This window comes from Devosia sp. 63-57, assembly GCF_001899045.1.
Lineage (GTDB): Bacteria > Pseudomonadota > Alphaproteobacteria > Rhizobiales > Devosiaceae > Devosia > Devosia equisanguinis.
In genome coordinates this window covers 954,605-972,130 of the sequence record NZ_MKUY01000005.1, presented here as the reverse complement: position 1 = coordinate 972,130, position 17,526 = coordinate 954,605, and the positions used below count along the sequence as shown (strand labels likewise).

Genomic DNA, 17,526 nt, shown 5'->3' with positions numbered 1-17,526 from the left:
CCATGAACTCCGCCACCGACAGGCCTTTGGACCAGACCGACCGCAAAATCCTTGCAGAACTGGCGCAAAATGGCCGGATCAGCGTTGCCGAGCTCAGCCGGCGCGTCAACCTCTCCAAAACCCCATGCCAGGCGCGCATTCACCGGCTGGAACAGGATGGATTCATCCTCGGCTATCGCGCTGTCATCGACCCGACCCGGCTGGGCCTGCCGCATGTGGCCTTTGTGGAGGTGCGGCTCAGCGACACCCGCAAGGCGGCACTCGAAGCCTTCAACAAGGCCGTGCGGGCCCTGCCCGAAGTCGAACAGGCGCATATGATCGCTTCGAGCTTCGATTACCTGCTCAAGGTGCGCACCAAGGACATTGCCGCCTATCGCGAAGTGCTGGGCGAAAAGATCTCCGCCCTGCCCCACGTCGCCCACACCTCCACCCATGTCTCCATGGAAGCGGTCAAGGACGACGCGGAGTAGTTTGCGCAACCGCCTGCGAGGCCTATCGCCGCCCGGTCGCCGCGCGGGCCGCCTGTACGATGGCGCGGGCATCGATGTCGAAATGGCGATAGAGGTCATTGACCGTGCCGGTCTGGCCGAAATGCTCCACCCCCAGCGCCATGGTGCGATGACCGAGCACGCTGCCTAGCCACCCCAAGGTTGCCGGATGCGCGTCGATGGCGGTGACGATACCGGCCGCCTGCGGCACCTCGGCCAACAGGGCCTCGATATGGCTGGGCTCGGGGCTTTCGCCATGCAACCGGCCGCGCTGCGCCGCCTGCCAACCGGCATTGAGACGATCGGCCGACGTCACGGCCAGCACGGCCACATTGCGCCGGTCACCACCGATTTCGGCCGCGGCGGCAATGGCCTCGCTGGCCAGCACGCCCTGATAGGCGATAACAGTGGTGCATTCGGGCGTCGGTGGCTTCAGCCAATAAGCGCCACGAATGATGTTCCGCGAGAGATCGGCATCGACCTGGCGCGGCACCTGCTCCAGGGCGCGGGTGGAGAGGCGCAAATAGACGGAGCCGCCGGTGACATCGCGCGGCCAATCCGCCAGGTCCGGGCGGGCATCGCCAGAGCGCTGCATATAGTCGAAAGCCCAATCCATGATCACCGCCAGCTCGTCGGCAAAGGCCGGCTCGAAGCTGGCCAATCCATCCTGGGCCATGCCGATCAGCGGCGAGGAAATCGACTGATGCGCACCGCCCTCACCGGCCAGCGACACGCCCGATGGCGTCGCCACCAACAGGAAGCGCGCATCCTGGTAGCAGGCATAATTGAGCGCATCGAGGCCGCGGGCGATGAACGGATCATAGAGCGTGCCGATGGGCAGCAGGCGCTCCCCGAACAGGGAATGGCTAAGCCCGGCCGCCCCGAGCATCAGGAACAGGTTCATCTCGGCAATGCCCAGCTCCATATGCTGGCCATCGGGGCCGAAGCGCCACTTCTGCGTGGAGGGAATGGCTTCCTTCTGGAACAGGTCCGCCATTTCGTCCGAGGCGAAGAGATTGCGCCGGTTCACCCAGGCGCCGAGATTGGTCGAGACGGTTACGTCGGGCGAGGTGGTGACGATGCGCTGCGCCAGCGGACTGTCGGTCCTGGCGATGGCATCGAGAATTTTGCCGAAGGCCGCCTGCGTCGACGTCGCGCCGGTGCCGATGAATTGCGGCCCGATCGTGGGCACGGCCGGCGAGGTCAGGCGGCGCGATTTTTCGCTGTTGAACGGCACTGTTGCCAGAAACGCCTCGAGCGCCGTGGCTTTTTCCAGCCCTTCCAGCTTTTCCCATTCATGGCCGGCCCGCACCTTGTGGGCGGCCTGCAATTGCGCCATCTGCGCCGCAGTCATCTGCCCGGCATGGTTGTCCTTGTGACCGGCCAGCGGGGTCCCCCAGCCCTTGACGGTATAGGCGATGAACACGGTCGGCTGGTCGCTGCCCGCCGCCTCGAACTGTTCGAGCAGGCTTTCGACACAGTGCCCGCCGAGATTGGCCATCAGCGCCGCCAATTCCTCGTCAGTGCGCCGCGCCAATAGCGCCGAGACCGGCCCCTGATCGCCGATTTCGTCGCTGAGCCGCTCGCGCCAGGCGGCGCCACCGCGGAACATCAGCGCCGAATAGAGCGCATTGGGGCAGGCATTGATCCAGGCCTTGAGCTGCTCGCCGCCGGGTTCGGCAAAGGCGGCGCGTTGCAACGCCCCATATTTGAGCGTCACCACCGTCCAGCCGAAAGCGCTGAAAATGGCCTCGATCCGCTCGTAAAGCCCTTCGCGCACCACCCCGTCGAGGCTCTGCCGGTTATAGTCGATGATCCACCAGCAATTGCGCAGCCCGTGCTTCCAGCCTTCGAGCAGGCATTCGTAGATATTGCCCTCGTCGAGCTCGGCATCGCCGGCCAGCGCAATCATCCGGCCTTCGGCGACATCCTTGCGGGCCCAGTCCTTGGCCCGGACATAGTCCTGGATCATCGAGGCAAAGGCGGAAAAGGCCACGCCCAGCCCCACCGAGCCGGTGGAGAAGTCGACGTCGTCGGTGTCCTTGGTGCGCGAGGGATAGGATTGCGCGCCGCCAAAGGCACGGAAATCGATGAGCTTTTCGCGGCTCTGCCGGCCCATCAGATATTGGATGGCGTGGAATACAGGCGCGGCATGCGGCTTCACCGCCACCCGGTCCTCGGGCTTCAGCACGCCGAAATAAAGCGTTGAAAGCAAGGCGGCCATGGAGGCGGAACTGGCCTGGTGCCCACCCACCTTCACGCCATCCACATTGGGCCGGATATGGTTGGCGTGATGGATCATCCAGCTGGCCAGCCACAGCGATTTTTTGGTCAGCGCCTCAATGGCCTCGACGCGCCCAATCGTTTCCGAACCCATACAATCCTCCTCACAACGAGCCGAGACTGCACCTTGCGGCGACAAATTTCTTGTCTATTTTGGTTGAATCCGCCCAATTTGGCGCATGATTTGATAAGGTATTGGCAGCAAATTGGCAGAAACCACCCCAAATGGCATTGACGCAGTGGATCGCCGGATTCTGCGGGCACTGCAGGAAGATGGGCGGCTCACCATCCAGGCGCTGGCCGACAAGGTGGGCCTGTCGCCTTCGCCCTGCCTGCGCCGCTTAAGGCAGTTGGAACGCGCCGGGGTGCTCTCGGGCTATAGCGCCAATATCGAGCAGAAAGCGGTGGGCCTGCCGGTTTCGGTCTTCATTTCCATCAAGCTCGAACGCCAGCGCGCCGATAATCTCGACGCCTTCGGCGCCGCCATTGCCCGTTGGCCGGAGGTGATGGAGTGCTATCTGATGACCGGGCAATACGACTTCCTCTTGCGCGTCGTCTGCGCCGATCTCGAAGCCTATGAGCATTTCCTGCGTGAGAAACTGACGCAACTCGAGGGCGTCGCCTCCATCGAAAGCAGTTTTTCGCTAGGGGCCGTCAAGTTTTCGCGGGTATTGCCGATTTAGGTCATTTGTAACCTAGCGGAACTCGCGGCTCCCGCTCTCCCTCCCCTTGAGGGGAGGGTAGCGTCGCTTGGCCCAAAGGCCTAGCAGAGCTGGGGTGGGGGTCGTTTTGTGATCCACCGATGGACCTCCACCCTCATTCCCTCCCCTCAAGGGGGAGGGAGGCGATGGAGCCCCCTCCCCCGATCCCGAGAGAGGGCTCATCATCGCCTCGCGATTACTCAGCCTTTTCGATGTCGTAGGCGAAGAATTGGGCGTTGAGGCCATTGACCGGGTAGCCGGTGACATTGGCGGCCGAGACCACGATCTGCGGGAAGAGATAGAGCCAGTTGCCGGCCGCGTCTTCGGCGATGATCTTGTTGGCTTCGGTGAGCTTTTCGGTCTGCTCGGCTTCGCTCGAAGCGGCTTCCGCGTCGGCGATCAGTTTGACCACGTCGGGATTGTTATAGCCCCAGTAGAAGTCGGGATTGCCGTAGAAGACGATATCGCGGTGGTTGACGTGCTCCTGCAGCGTCGCCTCGAAATTCTTCTCCTGGTAGATCTTGGTATACCACTCATTGGCGGTGATGATGTTGATATTCACCGTGACGCCAATCTTGGCATATTCGGTCTGCAGGAACTGCGCGACGATCGGATGCGGATCGTAGTCGGGCGTATCGAGGGTGAATTCGAAGCCATCGGGATAGCCGGCTTCGGCGAGCAGGGCCTTGGCGCTCTCGACGTCATAGGCATCGACGCCGGTCAGATCGACATACCAGGGATCGGTCGGCGGCACGAAGGAGCCGATCAGGGTGCCATAGTCGCCCCAGATGGAGTTCAGCAGGCGCGCCTTGTCGGTGGCGCGCGCCAGGGCCTTGCGCACCTTGACATTGTCGAAGGGGGCGACGCGGTCATTATAGGCCAGCAATTCCTTGGTGGTCGAGGCGCCTTCGGTCACCGTGTAGGCCGGATTATCGGCAAACTGGGCCAGGGAATCCGGGCTCTGCACCGAGGTGATGATATCGACCGCATTGGTCAGCAGCGCATTGTTGAGCGCGGTGGCGTCGGTGAAATAGGTGTAGACCACTTCGCCATTGCTGGCAGCATCACCCCAATAGCCATCGAAACGCGACAGGGCCAGCGCCGAACCGCGGCGCCATTCTTCCAGCGTATAGGGACCGGTGCCGTCTTCGGTGGCGGTGATATCGGCCGCCGCGTCGTTGACGATCCACACATAGGAGAGGTTATAGGGCAGCGAGATCGAGCGGGTCGACAGCGTGATCACCACCGTCTGGTCGTCGGGGGTCTCGATGCCGGTAATGGTCGAGAGGCTCTTCTTGCGCGAGCTCTTGGAGGCTTCGGCAGTGACGCGCTCGATGGAATATTTCACATCGGCTGCGGTCAGCGGATCGCCGGAATGGAAGGTGACGCCGGGCTTGAGCTTGAACGTATAGGTCAGCCCGTCTTCGCTTGCTTCGTAGCTCTCCACCAGCTTGGGCTCGACCGAGCCGGCATCGGTCAGCTGGAACAGGGCTTCATAGACATTGCCGTTGAAGGCTTCGTTGATGCCCTGGCCGGCGCCGGCGGTGTTGTCGAGGTTCTGCGGCTCGTAGAGCGAGCCGATGCGGATGGTGGCGTCGGGATTGACGCTCTGCGCCAGGGCAAGCGAGGAGAGGCTGGCACCGGCCAGCAGGGCGGCCGCGAAGGTGAGATGCTTGATGGTCATGGGGTGATCTCTTGTGAATGAGGGCTGGCGTGACGATAGCCCCATGGCCGCAGAATCTCCACTGCGCCGCTGGGGTTTCCTTTGCGTCTCTTACCATAGCGTGAGCATGATTGTTCGCGCTCGACATCATTGAAGAAAGATTTTCAATGTCAGTGGCTTAGCCGGCCCGCGACAGGGCGCGGCGGTTGACCGCCAGGGTGGTGAAGATCACGAGGAAAGCGAACAGCACCATGCCGCCGGCCAGCATATGCGCCTTCTCCCATTCCAGCCGCTCGACAAAGTCGTAGATGGCGATGGAGAGCACCTTGGTCTGGCCCGGAATATTGCCGCCGATCATCAGCACCACGCCGAATTCGCCCACCGTATGGGCAAAGGCCATGATGGCGCCGACCAGATAGCCGGGCATGGCCAGCGGCAGCACGATGCGAGCAAAGGTTTGCGGCGTCTTGGCGCCGAGGGAAGCGGCGGCCTCCAGCACCTCCTCGGGAATGGCGGCAAAGGCATTGCGCAGCGGCTGCACCATGAAGGGCAATGAGGCGATGACCGAGCCGATCACCAGACCGGTGAAGGAAAAGGCCAGGGTGCGTGCGCCCCAGAGCCCGGCCAGCGCGCCGCCCGGTCCGTTGGGACCGAGCGCCAGCAACAGGTAAAAGCCGAGCACGGTGGGCGGCAGCACCATGGGCAGGGTCACCAGCGCCCCCACCACCGCCTTGCCGCGCCCATCGCCGCGCGCCAGCCACCAGGCGATGGGGCTGCCGATAAGGACGAGCATGAAGGTCACCACTGCGGCAAGCGACAGGGTAAGCGCGATCGGCGACCATATGCCCGTCAGATCAATCATGGCACCGAATAGCCCGCCGCTTCGATCACGGCCACGGCTGCATCGGAGCGCAGATAGGCGATAAAGGCCAGCGCCGCCGGGTTTTCGGCCTCGGACTTCAGCAATACCGCGCCCTGGGCGATGGGCGTGTGCATCTCGGCCGGAACCAGCCACTGGTCGGCCTTGCCCAGCACCTGGCTGGCGGCGACGAAGCCGAGTTCGGCATTGCCGGTTTCGACGAATTGCAGCGTCTGGGAAATGTTCTCACCCTGCACGATTTTTGGCTGCAGCGTCTCATAGAGCCCCAGCGCGGTCAGCGTTTCGACAGCGGCCTTGCCATAGGGTGCGGCGGCCGGATCGGCAATGGCGATCTTGTTGAAGTCGGCCTTGAGCGCGGCCTCGCCATCGCTCATGTCGCGCCCCGGACCATAGAGCACCAGCCGACCTTCGGCATAGACGAAGAAGCTGCCCTCGACGCCAAAGCCTTCATCGATGGCCTTTTGCGGCCGTGCCGTATCGGCGGCAAGGAAAACGCCGAAGGGCGCGGCCTGGGTGATCTGGGTATAGAGCTGGCCGGTGGCGCCGAAACTCAGTTCCACATCGTGCCCGGTCTCGGCCTCGAACTTGGCCGACAGGTCCTCGGCGACGGCGGTGAAATTGGCTGCAACGGCGACATGCACCGTTTCGGCCCAGCTGGGCACAGCGGTGGCCGCAAGCACGGCAAGGGAAAGCAACAGACGCGACAAGGCAGCCCCCGATATGTTTTTACGTGCATATCGATGGCCAACTTCACGCCGCAGCGCAAGCGATATGTTCGAAAAAACCTATCGAACGAGCAGAGCGCGCAGCGCCGCCACGTCCTCGGCAATGGCTGCTTCGGTTTTCGCCTGCATGGCGCGATAATGCGCGAGCACTGCCTGTCCCAGCGGGGTCAGCACCGCCCCGCCTTGCGTTGCGCCACCCCGGCTCGACAGCACCAGCGGCGCGCCAAAACCGTCATTGAGCGCCTGCACGAGGCTCCAGGCGCGCTTATAGCTCATGCCCATGGCCTTGCCCGCCGCCGCGATCGACCCGGTGCGGGTGATGCCATCGAGAAGGTCGGCCCGCCCCGGCCCGATATAGGCCGTGTCCGACAGCACCACGCGCAAATGCCCGAGGCCGGTCCCCAACAGAGTCTTTTCGGGCGATGGCGGGGTTTTCTGGTCCAAGCGATGGTTTCCTCTGCGCCAGGCGCGCAAAATCTCTAGCCCGAACCGGCAAGGGCGACAATCGATTGTGGTTCAGCGGCTCTGCGGCAGCGCCTATGGGCCGATCGCATCGGCATTGGGCCGGCTGAGGATAAAGGTCGAGCAGCAACTCATCACCACTGCCACCAAGGCCTGCAAGGCAAGGGACACATCGGTGGTCACGAGGAAGATTGCATAGCTCACCAGCATGGCGCCAACCGCCATGGCCTTGGCCCGCCGCGAAATGGCGCCCGACTGCCGCCAGGCGCGCAGCGGTGGACCCAGGCGCTTGTGATTGAGCAGCCAGCGCTCGAGCCGCGGAAACGACCGGGAAAAGCAGGCGGCGGCGGCGAGCAGAAACGGCGTTGTCGGCAAGAGCGGCAGCACCGCTCCCAGCGCGCCCAGCCCCAGCATGACTATGCCAAGGGCGGTGAGCATATGGCGCTTGAGCGGGCTCAGAGGCTGGCGCTTGGGCGAAGACGTGTTCATGCAGCAATCCAGTTCATGCCCGGCTGGCCATGCATGAAGCCATTGGCGAACACGGCGCCGGAATAAATCTCGCGCAATTTGGCGACGCCCTCGTCAGCGTCCATCAACCCGTCGCGCACCTGCGCATAGAGCGCTGCCACGGCGGCCATGTCGCAATCCTGCGGCGACAGGCGCAGATGGGTAATGCCGATTTCAGCAAGCCGCGGCAGCGCGCCCAGCAGCACCTGGCAATGGCGCGACATGGTCTGCACGCCATTGATGGTGAGGAATGCCTGGCCATCAAGCGTATCGACATCGAGCCCGTCCGGTTCCTCGCGGCATACGAACTGGCAATTGTCCTTGCTGTGTCCCTTGGCGCGGGCATGGGCGCAGCGCGCCGAGATCGCCAGGGGCATGCGGCCAAAGGCGATGATTTCATAGTCGATATCAGGCGCATCGGCGGTAATGGCGGCGATGGAGGCGGCCGGCAATTCCGGCCCGAGGCAGATGCGGGTGGCCCCCTTGCGGGCCAGAAGCCGCGCCGTCGCGCCGTTATAGACATTGACGAAGGGGCCGACGAGATGCGGCCGCCCTGACAGGAGGCGCAGGCTCGACAGGTCATTGGCTTCGATCAGCGCACCGCTCTCGGCGCGCTTGCGCGTCGCCTTGATCTCACGCTCCTGCGTCACCAGCGCCAGGCTGGCGAGGGCGACGGATTTGCCAGCCATCTCCAGGCGCTCGACCACCTGAGGAAGGAAGGGCTGGGTGAAATGGTCACGCTTGGAACAGACCACTTCACCCAGCGTTACCGCATCGACATGCCCCGACTCCGCGATGCGATAATAGAAATCACGCCACTTCTCGCCGTCCCAAAGATAGGGAACCGGCCCCAGCGTGATCTTGAGTTGCTTTGTGTCGCCCATGTTCAGCGCCACTTCTTTTCATAGGCACCAGAGGTGGTGCGTTGGCCCTCGCTCAACCGGCGCAATTGCGAGAGATGGGCAGCGCGCGCCTCCGGCACCCCCGACAATGCCTTGCGCAGGCTCGAGACGACTTCGGCGACATAGGCCTTGCCGCGCTGCCGCCCCTCGATCTTGAGCGCCGTCACCCCGGCCTTTTGCAGGGCATCGAGATGATCCATCACATCCAGGCTCACCGGGTCCTCGAAGGCATAGGCCTCGCTGTCGGCAATATGGAAGCGCCCCTTGCAGAGCGTGGGATAGCCCGCCGGTTCGTGCTCGGCGAACCGGTTGATGGTGAATTCGCCCAGCTCCGACACCATGTCGGTGCCGTCCTTGCGGTAATGCACATGGCTGGCAGGCGAACAGACACCCTGCATATTGGGTGACCGGCCAGTGATGTAGGAGGAGAGCGAGCAGCGCCCCTCGGCCATGACGCAGAGCCCGCCAAAGGCAAAGACCTCGAGCTCGCAATCGACCTGGCTGGCGATGGCGGCGATCTCGGCCACGGTCAGTACCCGCGGCAGCACCAGGCGCTTGGCGCCAAAGCTCTCGACCAGAAAATTGATGGCATCGGCATTGGAGGCCGAGGCCTGCACCGAGACATGCAGGCGCTGTTCAGGATAGCGCGTCGCCACATAATCCATCAGCGCCATGTCGGCGAGGATCAGTGCATCCGCTCCCGCCGCAACGGCGTCATCGGCGGCGCCGTACCACAGCGCCTCATTGCCGGCGCGCATGAACGTATTGAGCGCGACATAGGTCTCTACGCCACGCGATTTGCCGAAGGCTACCGCCTCTGCCATCTCGGCGCGGCTGAAATTGAGCCCGGGAAAATTGCGGGCATTGGTTTCGTTGCGGAAGCCGCAATAGACCGCGTCAGCGCCGGCCTCGACGGCTTCGCGATAGGCAGCCGGGGTGCCGGCGGGGCAGATCAGTTCCATGACTCAACCCTGCCCTGCCAGAGCGCGATCCCGCACGAATTCGGCGGCTCGCCGCACTGGATTGGCCAGGGGCCCGGCAAGGCCGGAGAGGTCTCGCGGCAGGTCGAACCGGGGCAGGAGCGAGGCGCTGGAACGCGTCGCTTTGGGCATGGGCCTCGACCCCGCCGATCTGCCGCAATTGGGCGAGGCCATGGCCGATATGCGCGCCCCGCGCCCGCCGCGCAGCCTCAGCGATGCCTGGGGACAGCGCGACCTGCTGAGCGCGGCGCTTGCCATGCGCACCAAGAGCGTCGCCCGCCCACCCTGCCAGGCGGTGGTGCACAGGGGCCGCGACATCGACCTCGGCGCCTTGCCGATCCAGTGGTGCTGGCCGGGCGAGCCAGCCCCGCTCATCACCTGGCCCCTGGTCATCACCCGCGCGCCCGACGATCCCGACGACGTCAATGTCGGCATTTACCGCATGCAGGTCCTGGGCCCGGATCGCACCATCATGCGCTGGCTGCCCGGTCGCGGCGGCGCCCGGCACCACCGCCTGTGGCAGGCCCGGGGCGAGGACATGCCGGTGGCCGTAGCCATCGGCGCCGATCCCGCCACCATTCTCGCTGCCGTCATGCCGCTGCCCGACGGGCTCAGCGAACTCGCCTTTGCCGGGATCCTGCGCCGCAAGCCGGGCCAGGTGGCGCAGGCGGTCAGCGTCGACTTGCCCGTCCCCGCCAATGCCGAGATCATCATCGAGGGCCGCGTCTCGGCCCATGAAACCGCCCCCGAAGGCCCTTATGGCGACCATACCGGCTACTACAACTCGGTCGAGAATTTCCCGGTCATGCAGGTCTCGGCCATCACGTCGCGCCGCGATCCCATCTATCTCTCCACCTATACCGGCCGCCCACCCGACGAGCCCTCGCGGCTGGGCGAAGCGATGACGCCGCTCTTCGTGCCGCTGGCCAGGCGCCAGATTCCAGAGATCGTCGATCTGTGGCTGCCGCCCGAGGCCTGCTCCTATCGCGCCATGGTGGTGTCCATCGACAAGCGCTATCCCGGCCAGGCCCGCCGCGTCATGATGGGCCTGTGGTCGATGCTGGCCCAGTTCAGCATGACCAAGCTGATCATCACCGTGGATCCCGATATCGACGTGCGCAACTGGAGCGATGTCATCTGGGCGCTCACCACCCGGTTCGATGCGCCGCGCGATCTCGTCGTCGTGCCCGACACGCCTATCGACTATCTCGACTTCGCCTCGGCCCAACCGGGCCTGGGCGGCAAGCTCGGCCTCGATGCCACCAACAAGATCGGCGCCGAAACCAGCCGGCAATGGGGCCGCAAGCTGGACATGGACGCCGCCACCATGGCCGGCGTCGACGCCATCTGGTCGGAACTGGGATTGGATCGATGAGCCGGGTTCAGCGGGTGGTCGTCGCCATTACCGGCGCCTCGGGCGCGGCGCTGGGCCTCACCATTCTCGAACGGCTGGCGCCCTTTGCCACCATCGAAACCCATGCGGTGGTTTCCAATTCCGCCATCCGCACCTTGGTTCACGAGGTCGGGCCGGATGGTCCCGATCGCGTCGCCGCCGCCGCCGACCACACGCATGACGCCGCCGATATCGGCGCCACCATTGCCAGCGGCTCCTTCCGCACCGCGGGCATGATCGTCGCCCCCTGCTCGATGCGCACCCTCGCCGCCATTGCCATGGGCCTCTCAGACAATCTCATTGTCCGCGCTGCCGATGTCCATCTCAAGGAGCGCCGTCGCCTCGTGCTCATGCCGCGGGAGACCCCGCTGCATCTCGGGCATCTGCGCAATATGGTGGCGGCAACCGAAATGGGCGCCATCCTCCTGCCGCCGGTCCCCGCCTTCTACCAGCGCCCCAGAACCATAGCCGACATCACCCACCACCTCGCCGCCCGCGCCATCGACCTTCTGTCCCTCGATATCCCCGACCAGGCCACGCCCTGGGCCGGCGAGGACACCAGCGCGTCCACACTTGCCGACACCTAGCACAAATAAAAAGCGCAGCCCGGAGGCTGCGCCTTATTTGGTGCTGTCGAAGCTTGTTAACAGCCAGACCGCGATTTCTGAACTGCTAGGCAGTTTTCTCATTTTGCATTTTTGACGGCAGGAAGCAATCCAGCACCTCTAGGTATCTATCGACGGGATTATTACCGGTGCGGACAAATACCCCCGGACGATAGACCTTGCCTTTATATGTGGATGCAACATCGCCAGGCCCGGCCTCCTCGCCGGCGCTCCGCGAGATGCTTTTGGGGGAAAGCGTCATGAAAACTTCATTTGCCTTCGATATCGGCACCAATTCCATTGGCTGGTGCGTTCTGGCGCTCGACAACGCCAATTTGCCCTACCGCATCCTCGATGCCGGCGTGCGCATCTTTTCCGATGGCCGGGAGCCGAAATCGGGAACTTCCCTTGCCGAGGGGCGCCGCCTGGCCCGCGGCATGTCGCGTCGCCGCGATCGCTACAAGCGACGGCGCAAGGCGGTCATCCGCACACTGATCGAATATGGGCTGATGCCCGATGATCCGGCGGCTCGCCGCGCGCTGGTGGCCGAAACCAATGACAAGGCGCCCGGCAAAATCGCCAGCGATGTCTATGCCCTACGCGCCCGCGCCCTCGACGACAAACTGCCGCTGCACCATATCGGTCGGGCGCTGTTCCATATCAATCAGCGCCGCGGTTTCAAATCCAATCGCAAGACCGACAAGCGCGACAATGACCAGGGCAAGATCGCCAGCGGCATTTCGCGGCTGCGCGACAAGCTGGCCTCAGAAGGCATGCGCACGCTGGGTGAATATCTCAATCACCGCCACCAGGCCGGCAATTGGGTGCGCGTGCGCCCCTCCCGCGTTCCCGGCAAGGATGACAAGGAAGAAGACGGCTACGGCTTTTATCCCGAGCGCGCCTTGCTGCAGGACGAGTTCAACGCCATCTGGACCGCCCAGGCCGCGCACTATCCCGACGTCTTGACCGAGGAGCGCCGGACGCATCTGGAAACCATCATCTTCTTCCAAAGACCGCTGAAGCCGGTGCAGGTGGGCAAATGTAGCTTTAATCCCGGGGAAGAGCGCCTGCCACGCGCCCATCCGCTGTTCCAGGAATTCCGCCTCTATAAGGAGGTCAATGAGCTCGAACTGGTCGATCGCAATCAGGACCACCATAAACTCTCTCTCGATCAACGCGACGCACTCATCGCCCAACTCAAGACCCAGCGCGAAGCCGCCTATAGCGCCCTGCGCAAGACGGCGCGCGCCCCGCTGGGCACGCGCTTCAACAAGGAAACCGAGAGCCGCACCAAGATGAAGGGCGACGAGGTCGCCGCCGAACTCTCGGCCAAGACCCGGTTCGGCCAGGCCTGGATTTCCATGCCGCTCGAAGAGCGCTGGATCATTGTCGACACCCTGCGCCGCGTCGAGGACCCGCTGGAGCTGACCGCCTGGCTGGAACAGCATTACGGGCTGGATGGCGAGCATATCGACGCCATTCTGGCCGCCCGCCTGCCCGAAGGCTATGGCCGGCTGGGCGAAACGGCGCTGACCGAAATCCTGGTCGAGCTCAAGGCCGCTGTCATTTCCGAGGCCGAGGCCGCCAGACGCGCCGGCTATGACCATGCGTTGCTGCAGCGTGGCGCTGGCCTTGAGGCGCTGCCGAAATACCAGGAGGTCATCGCGCGGCGCATTCCTCCGGGCACCGGAAATCCGGATGACCCCTATGATGTGGAAAAGGGCCGGATCACCAATCCAACCGTTCATATCGGGCTCAACCAGCTGCAGAAAGTGCTCAATGCCCTCATCCGCCGCTATGGCAAGCCGGAGCAGATCGCCATCGAACTGGCGCGGGAGCTGAAACTCAACGACGAGCAGAAGCGCGAAAAGAACATCGAGATTGCCCGCAACACCCGGGCCGCCGAACAGCGCTCGGCCAAGCTGGTGGAGCTGGGCGTGCCCGATACCGGCTATAATCGCGTGCTGCTCAAACTCTGGGAAGAGCTCAATCTCAGGGCGCCGGAGAACCGCGTCTGCATCTATTGCGGCGAGCCGATCAATATCGAGACGCTGTTTTCCAGCGCGGTCGATATCGACCACATCCTGCCCTGGTCAAAAACGCTGGATGACAGCCAGGCCAATCGCCTCGTCTGCCACGTCGCCTGCAACCGGCAAAAGGCCAATTATGCGCCCGCTGAGGTGCCGCAATGGCAGGGGCGCTATGACGACATTCTCGCCCGCGCCAACACCTTGCCGCTCAACAAGCGCTGGCGCTTCGGCCGCGACGCGATGAAGAAATTCGCCGACGAGGAAACCTTCCTCGCCCGGCAATTGACCGATACGCAATATCTCTCCCGCCTTGCACATGCCTATATGGCGGCGCTCTATCCCGACGAGGAGCCTGATGCGCAGGGCGTGCTAGCGCGCAAGAACCATGTGCGTGTCATCACCGGCCGGATGACCGAAATGCTGCGCCGGCAATGGGGGCTCAATTCGCTCCTCGCCGACCACAACCAGAAAAACCGAAACGACCATCGCCACCATGCCATCGACGCAGCGGTGGTTGGCGTCACCACCCGCGCCCTGCTGCAGCGCATCGCCACTGTGGCCGGTGGGCGCGAGGCCCAGGCGCTCGAAGAAACCATCGGCAAGATCGAGCCGCCCTGGCCCGGTTTCCGCGACGAGTTGCAGGCGGTGATCAAGCGCATCGTGGTCAGCCACAAACCCGATCACGGCACGCTGCCAAAGCCCGGACAAGGCGGGCAGACCGCCGGCCAGTTGCACAATGACACCGCCTATGGCCTGACGGGGGAGACCGACAGCCGCGGCACGCCCATCGTCGTGCGCCGCAAGCCGTTCACGAGCCTCACTGAAAAGGACCTTCCCAGCATCCGCGACCGCCAGCTCGCCCAGGCGCTCGGGAGCGCCATTGCCGGCCGCAGCGGCAAGGAGTTGCAGGCGGCGCTCGAACAGTTTCGCGACCGCGATGACTACAAGAGCATCCGCCATGTCCGCGTGGTCGAGCCGCTCAATGTCATCCCCATTCGCGACGGCACTGGCCGGGCCTACAAGGCCTATAAGGGCGACGCCAACTATCGCTACGATGTGTGGGAATTGCCGAACGGCAAATGGATGCATGAGGTTGTGTCCATGTTCGATGCGCATGACCGGAGCTGGACATCGGCCGTTCATATCCATCACCCCGCAGCTCGGCGGGTCCTCAGCCTCAAGCAGAACGACATGGTGGCCTATGACCACCCCCAGGACGGACCAACAATCGGCCGCGTGGTGAAATTCAGCCAGAGTGGCCAGATGACATTTGCGCCGCATAAGGAGGCCGGCGCCCTGAAGGCGCGTGATGCAGACCCCGAGGATCGCTTCCGATATTTCTACAAATCGGGCAGCGCGATGAAGGACATCGGGCTGCGCCAGGTGCGGGTCGACGAAATCGGTCGCGTCTTCGACCCCGGCCCGCGGGACAAGGAAGCCCGAAACGCACGCAAGAAAAAATCCACCGATTAACGCTAAAAACATGCAGGCCTTGGCGGATTTTACAGTCTTGCCCTAGGCTCTTCTGCATGGAGCGCGTGGTCGACATAGCAACGGACAATCTGTATCTTGCCGTGCAGCGCGGTTTCCTTACGGTTAGCGACCAGGGCGAGGAACGCGGCCGCATCGCGCTCGATGACATCGGGGCGCTCATCGTGCATGCCCATGGCGTCACCTGGTCCACGACCGTGTTCACGCGGCTGGGCGATCGCGGCGTCCCGGTGGTGATCTGCGGCAGCAACCATGCCCCGCAATCAATCGTCTGGCCGCTGCACGGCCATCATCTGCAAGGCGCCCGCATGCGGGCCCAGCTCGCGGCGCCCCGCCCCCTGGGCAAGCAGATGTGGAAGGAGATCGTCCAGGCCAAAATCCGCATGCAGGGCGAAATCCTCCTGCGCAACGGTCACGAGGCCGGCGCCTTCGACCTCCTCGCCCGCTCGGTGCGTTCGGGCGATCCCGACAATGTCGAGGCCCAGGCGGCGCGGCGGTATTGGAAGCTGCTGTTCGGGCGGCACTTCACCCGCGACCAGGACGGTGGCGATATCAACGGCCTGCTCAACTACGGCTATACCGTGCTGCGTGCTATCCTCGCCCGCGCCATCTGCGCTTCGGGCCTGCATCCAACGCTCGGCATTTTCCACGCCAATCGCGCCAATGCCTTTGCCCTGGCCGACGACCTGATGGAGCCCTATCGCCCGCTGGTCGATCAGATGGTGCGCGCCCTGGTGGACGAGGGGATGAGCGAGGTGAACCCCGAGACCAAACTGGTGCTGACGCGCATTACCACGCTGGACCTGCCCTCCCTCTTGGGCGTCTCGCCGCTTTCGGTGCAGGCGCAGCGCTTCGTCCACTCCGTGGCCCAGAGTTTCGAGACCGGCAAAGCCCGTCTCGAGCTGCCGCAACCGCCGCTTCTCGTTTCAGCCCCCGCGACTGCCGATGTCGACGCCTAAGAACCCCAGCAACAAGCGCGCCCAAAAGGCCAATTCCGGCGCCACCCATCTCAGCGGATATCAGCTCATGTGGATGCTCGTGACCTTCGACCTGCCGGTCGAGACCAAGCAGCAGCGCGCGGCAGCGACCAAATTCCGACTGGCCCTGTTGGATTTAGGCTTTGAGATGAGCCAGTTTTCCAACTATCTTCGTTTTTGCAAAGGCAAGGAGCAGTTCGAGGCCTATGTCCGGAAAATCGAAACCCATCTGCCCAGCATGGGCAATGTCTACATTTTTCCGTTCACCGACCGGCAATATGAAAACATTGTCCGATTCTCCGACCAGGGCCGCCGCACCCCGCAGAAAAACCCGGGCCAGCTCGCCCTTTTCTAGCCCCGCCACGCATTTTGCCTGCACCGATCCCGCCGATTTTCTGTTTAAAAACAAGAAGATCGGACAGGATCGAGCTTAGCAGTTCAGAAATCGCGGTCCAGCGGCAACAAAACGCCCGCTATCGCGTGGAACGCGATGAGCTTAGCAGTTCAGAAATCGCGGTCCAGCGGCAACACGCTGGTCGAATTCCTGTTGCTGCTGCTTGAGCTTAGCAGTTCAAAACCACGATCCAGCGGCAACCTCAATAAGCTCCGATCGATCAGCTTCGCACCCTATCAGTTCCCACCGCACCCGACAGCTTTTCGCCCACCAGTTCGACCAGGGCGTCGAGCATGACATACATGGTCAGGCGTTCATTGGGCAGGAAGACCGGGGATTTCTTCTGCCGGTAGGCGTTGATGGCGATGTTGAGGTCGGCGGCCCTGGCAATGGCGGAGCCGGTCGGGGCGAGCGTAATAATCTGCGCCCCCGCCCCGCGCGCGATCTCCAGATTGGGCAGCATATGAGTGGTGATGCCGGAAAAGGAAAAGGCCAGCACGCTATCCTCCGGCCCCAGGGCCACGGCGGAAAACATCTGCAGCGACGGGTCGGAATAGGCGACGCTGGCGAGGCCGAGATAGGCGAAGCGATACTGCGCCTCGCCGGCCAGAAAGCCGGAGCCACCATGGCCATAGACGTCGATGCGCCGCGATGTGGCCAGTCGTTCGGCCGCGCGCGCGATCACAGCGCTGTCCACATCCATGATCAGGTCGTTGATCGCCGCCGTGGCCTTGTTGCAATTGGCGATGATGCGCGAGCGGATGGGGTCGTCGCCGCCGTCTTCGATGGGGCGTTCGGCTTTTTCCAGCAGCGCCACAGCCTGGGCGAACTTGATGCGGAAATCCGAATAGCCCTCGAAACCGAGCTTGCGGCAAAAGCGCATGATCGAGGGCTCGCTGACCCCGGAAAAGCGCGCAATATCGGCCATGGACCAGGCAATGGCGGCCTGCGGATTGGCCAGAACGGTTTCGGCCACCTTGCGCTCGGAAGGGGCCATATCGTTGAGTGATGACCTGATCCGTGCCAGCATCGTCGTTCTCCCGCG

The 17,526-nt window shown here is 63.6% G+C and carries 17 protein-coding genes and 1 pseudogene; 7 read left to right on the top strand and 11 right to left on the bottom strand.

What is annotated here, in order from left to right:
• Positions 1 to 2 precede the first annotated feature (2 nt).
• The gene (locus BGO80_RS12950; protein WP_286721805.1) at positions 3 to 470 is read left to right on the top strand and encodes an Lrp/AsnC family transcriptional regulator; all 468 of its coding nucleotides are present in this window, start codon (positions 3 to 5) and stop codon (positions 468 to 470) included.
• Between the two features lie 22 nt (positions 471 to 492).
• Here the strand turns inward: BGO80_RS12950 and BGO80_RS12945 are convergent, their stop codons facing one another.
• On the bottom strand, positions 493 to 2,865 hold the full coding sequence (locus BGO80_RS12945) for a thiamine pyrophosphate-binding protein (RefSeq protein WP_286721804.1): 2,373 nt from the start codon (positions 2,863 to 2,865) through the stop codon (positions 493 to 495).
• Between the two features lie 136 nt (positions 2,866 to 3,001).
• Here BGO80_RS12945 and BGO80_RS12940 point away from each other — a divergent pair, with 136 nt between their 5' ends.
• Positions 3,002 to 3,454, top strand: coding sequence for an Lrp/AsnC family transcriptional regulator (locus tag BGO80_RS12940; RefSeq protein WP_286723026.1), 453 nt, complete (start codon positions 3,002 to 3,004; stop codon positions 3,452 to 3,454).
• A gap of 214 nt (positions 3,455 to 3,668) precedes the next feature.
• Here BGO80_RS12940 and BGO80_RS12935 read toward each other — a convergent pair whose 3' ends face one another.
• The 8 genes from BGO80_RS12935 to BGO80_RS12900 all read right to left on the bottom strand — a co-directional run bounded on the left by BGO80_RS12935 (position 3,669) and on the right by BGO80_RS12900 (position 9,723).
• Positions 3,669 to 5,156 carry an ABC transporter substrate-binding protein gene (locus BGO80_RS12935; protein ID WP_286721803.1) on the bottom strand — a complete coding sequence of 496 codons (1,488 nt, stop codon included), beginning with the start codon at positions 5,154 to 5,156 and terminating at the stop codon, positions 3,669 to 3,671.
• Between the two features lie 157 nt (positions 5,157 to 5,313).
• The gene (modB, locus tag BGO80_RS12930; RefSeq protein ID WP_126149750.1) at positions 5,314 to 5,997 is read right to left on the bottom strand and encodes a molybdate ABC transporter permease subunit; all 684 of its coding nucleotides are present in this window, start codon (positions 5,995 to 5,997) and stop codon (positions 5,314 to 5,316) included.
• Positions 5,994 to 6,722, bottom strand: coding sequence for a molybdate ABC transporter substrate-binding protein (gene modA, locus BGO80_RS12925; RefSeq protein ID WP_286721802.1), 729 nt, complete (start codon positions 6,720 to 6,722; stop codon positions 5,994 to 5,996). The genes modB and modA overlap by 4 nt, the downstream gene beginning before the upstream one ends.
• A 78-nt stretch (positions 6,723 to 6,800) precedes the next feature.
• Positions 6,801 to 7,184 carry a winged helix-turn-helix domain-containing protein gene (locus BGO80_RS12920; protein ID WP_353744207.1) on the bottom strand — a complete coding sequence of 128 codons (384 nt, stop codon included), beginning with the start codon at positions 7,182 to 7,184 and terminating at the stop codon, positions 6,801 to 6,803.
• A 93-nt stretch (positions 7,185 to 7,277) separates the two neighbouring features.
• Positions 7,278 to 7,691: a YbaN family protein gene (locus tag BGO80_RS12915; protein WP_353744206.1), complete on the bottom strand. Its 414-nt coding sequence runs from the start codon at positions 7,689 to 7,691 to the stop codon at positions 7,278 to 7,280.
• Complete coding sequence (gene ubiV, locus BGO80_RS12910; RefSeq protein ID WP_286721801.1) at positions 7,688 to 8,593, bottom strand: ubiquinone anaerobic biosynthesis protein UbiV; 906 nt, start codon at positions 8,591 to 8,593, stop codon at positions 7,688 to 7,690. Before ubiV ends, BGO80_RS12915 begins: the two co-directional genes overlap by 4 nt.
• A 2-nt stretch (positions 8,594 to 8,595) precedes the next feature.
• Positions 8,596 to 9,573 carry a ubiquinone anaerobic biosynthesis protein UbiU gene (ubiU, locus tag BGO80_RS12905; protein ID WP_286721800.1) on the bottom strand — a complete coding sequence of 326 codons (978 nt, stop codon included), beginning with the start codon at positions 9,571 to 9,573 and terminating at the stop codon, positions 8,596 to 8,598.
• Positions 9,574 to 9,576: 3 nt separating this feature from the next.
• Positions 9,577 to 9,723 (bottom strand): hypothetical protein, encoded by a 147-nt coding sequence (locus BGO80_RS12900; RefSeq protein WP_286723105.1) that lies wholly within the window; start codon positions 9,721 to 9,723, stop codon positions 9,577 to 9,579.
• Here BGO80_RS12900 and BGO80_RS12895 point away from each other — a divergent pair.
• Positions 9,707 to 10,966, top strand: a pseudogene (locus BGO80_RS12895) (UbiD family decarboxylase); the annotation flags it as partial. The gene BGO80_RS12900 and the pseudogene BGO80_RS12895 sit on opposite strands and share 17 nt — an antisense overlap.
• On the top strand, positions 10,963 to 11,571 hold the full coding sequence (locus BGO80_RS12890) for a UbiX family flavin prenyltransferase (RefSeq protein ID WP_286721799.1): 609 nt from the start codon (positions 10,963 to 10,965) through the stop codon (positions 11,569 to 11,571). The pseudogene BGO80_RS12895 and the gene BGO80_RS12890, both read left to right, overlap by 4 nt.
• Before the next feature lie 85 nt (positions 11,572 to 11,656).
• Here the strand turns inward: BGO80_RS12890 and BGO80_RS12885 are convergent, their stop codons facing one another.
• Complete coding sequence (locus tag BGO80_RS12885) at positions 11,657 to 11,851, bottom strand: hypothetical protein (RefSeq protein ID WP_126149759.1); 195 nt, start codon at positions 11,849 to 11,851, stop codon at positions 11,657 to 11,659.
• On the opposite strand from BGO80_RS12885, the gene cas9 reads away from it, so the two are divergent.
• The 3 genes from cas9 to cas2 are packed head-to-tail and all read left to right on the top strand — an operon-like array spanning position 11,850 to position 16,442.
• Entirely contained in the window at positions 11,850 to 15,092 is a 3,243-nt protein-coding gene (gene cas9 / locus BGO80_RS12880) for a type II CRISPR RNA-guided endonuclease Cas9 (RefSeq protein WP_286721798.1), read from the top strand. The genes BGO80_RS12885 and cas9 overlap by 2 nt on opposite strands.
• A gap of 56 nt (positions 15,093 to 15,148) precedes the next feature.
• Positions 15,149 to 16,069, top strand: a complete 921-nt coding sequence (gene cas1 / locus BGO80_RS12875; RefSeq protein ID WP_286721797.1) for a type II CRISPR-associated endonuclease Cas1 — start codon at positions 15,149 to 15,151, stop codon at positions 16,067 to 16,069.
• Positions 16,056 to 16,442 carry a CRISPR-associated endonuclease Cas2 gene (gene cas2 / locus BGO80_RS12870; protein ID WP_286721796.1) on the top strand — a complete coding sequence of 129 codons (387 nt, stop codon included), beginning with the start codon at positions 16,056 to 16,058 and terminating at the stop codon, positions 16,440 to 16,442. The genes cas1 and cas2 overlap by 14 nt, the downstream gene beginning before the upstream one ends.
• 259 nt (positions 16,443 to 16,701) lie before the next feature.
• Here cas2 and BGO80_RS12865 read toward each other — a convergent pair whose 3' ends face one another.
• The gene (locus tag BGO80_RS12865) at positions 16,702 to 17,511 is read right to left on the bottom strand and encodes a MurR/RpiR family transcriptional regulator (RefSeq protein WP_286721795.1); all 810 of its coding nucleotides are present in this window, start codon (positions 17,509 to 17,511) and stop codon (positions 16,702 to 16,704) included.
• Positions 17,512 to 17,526: the final 15 nt, after the last annotated feature.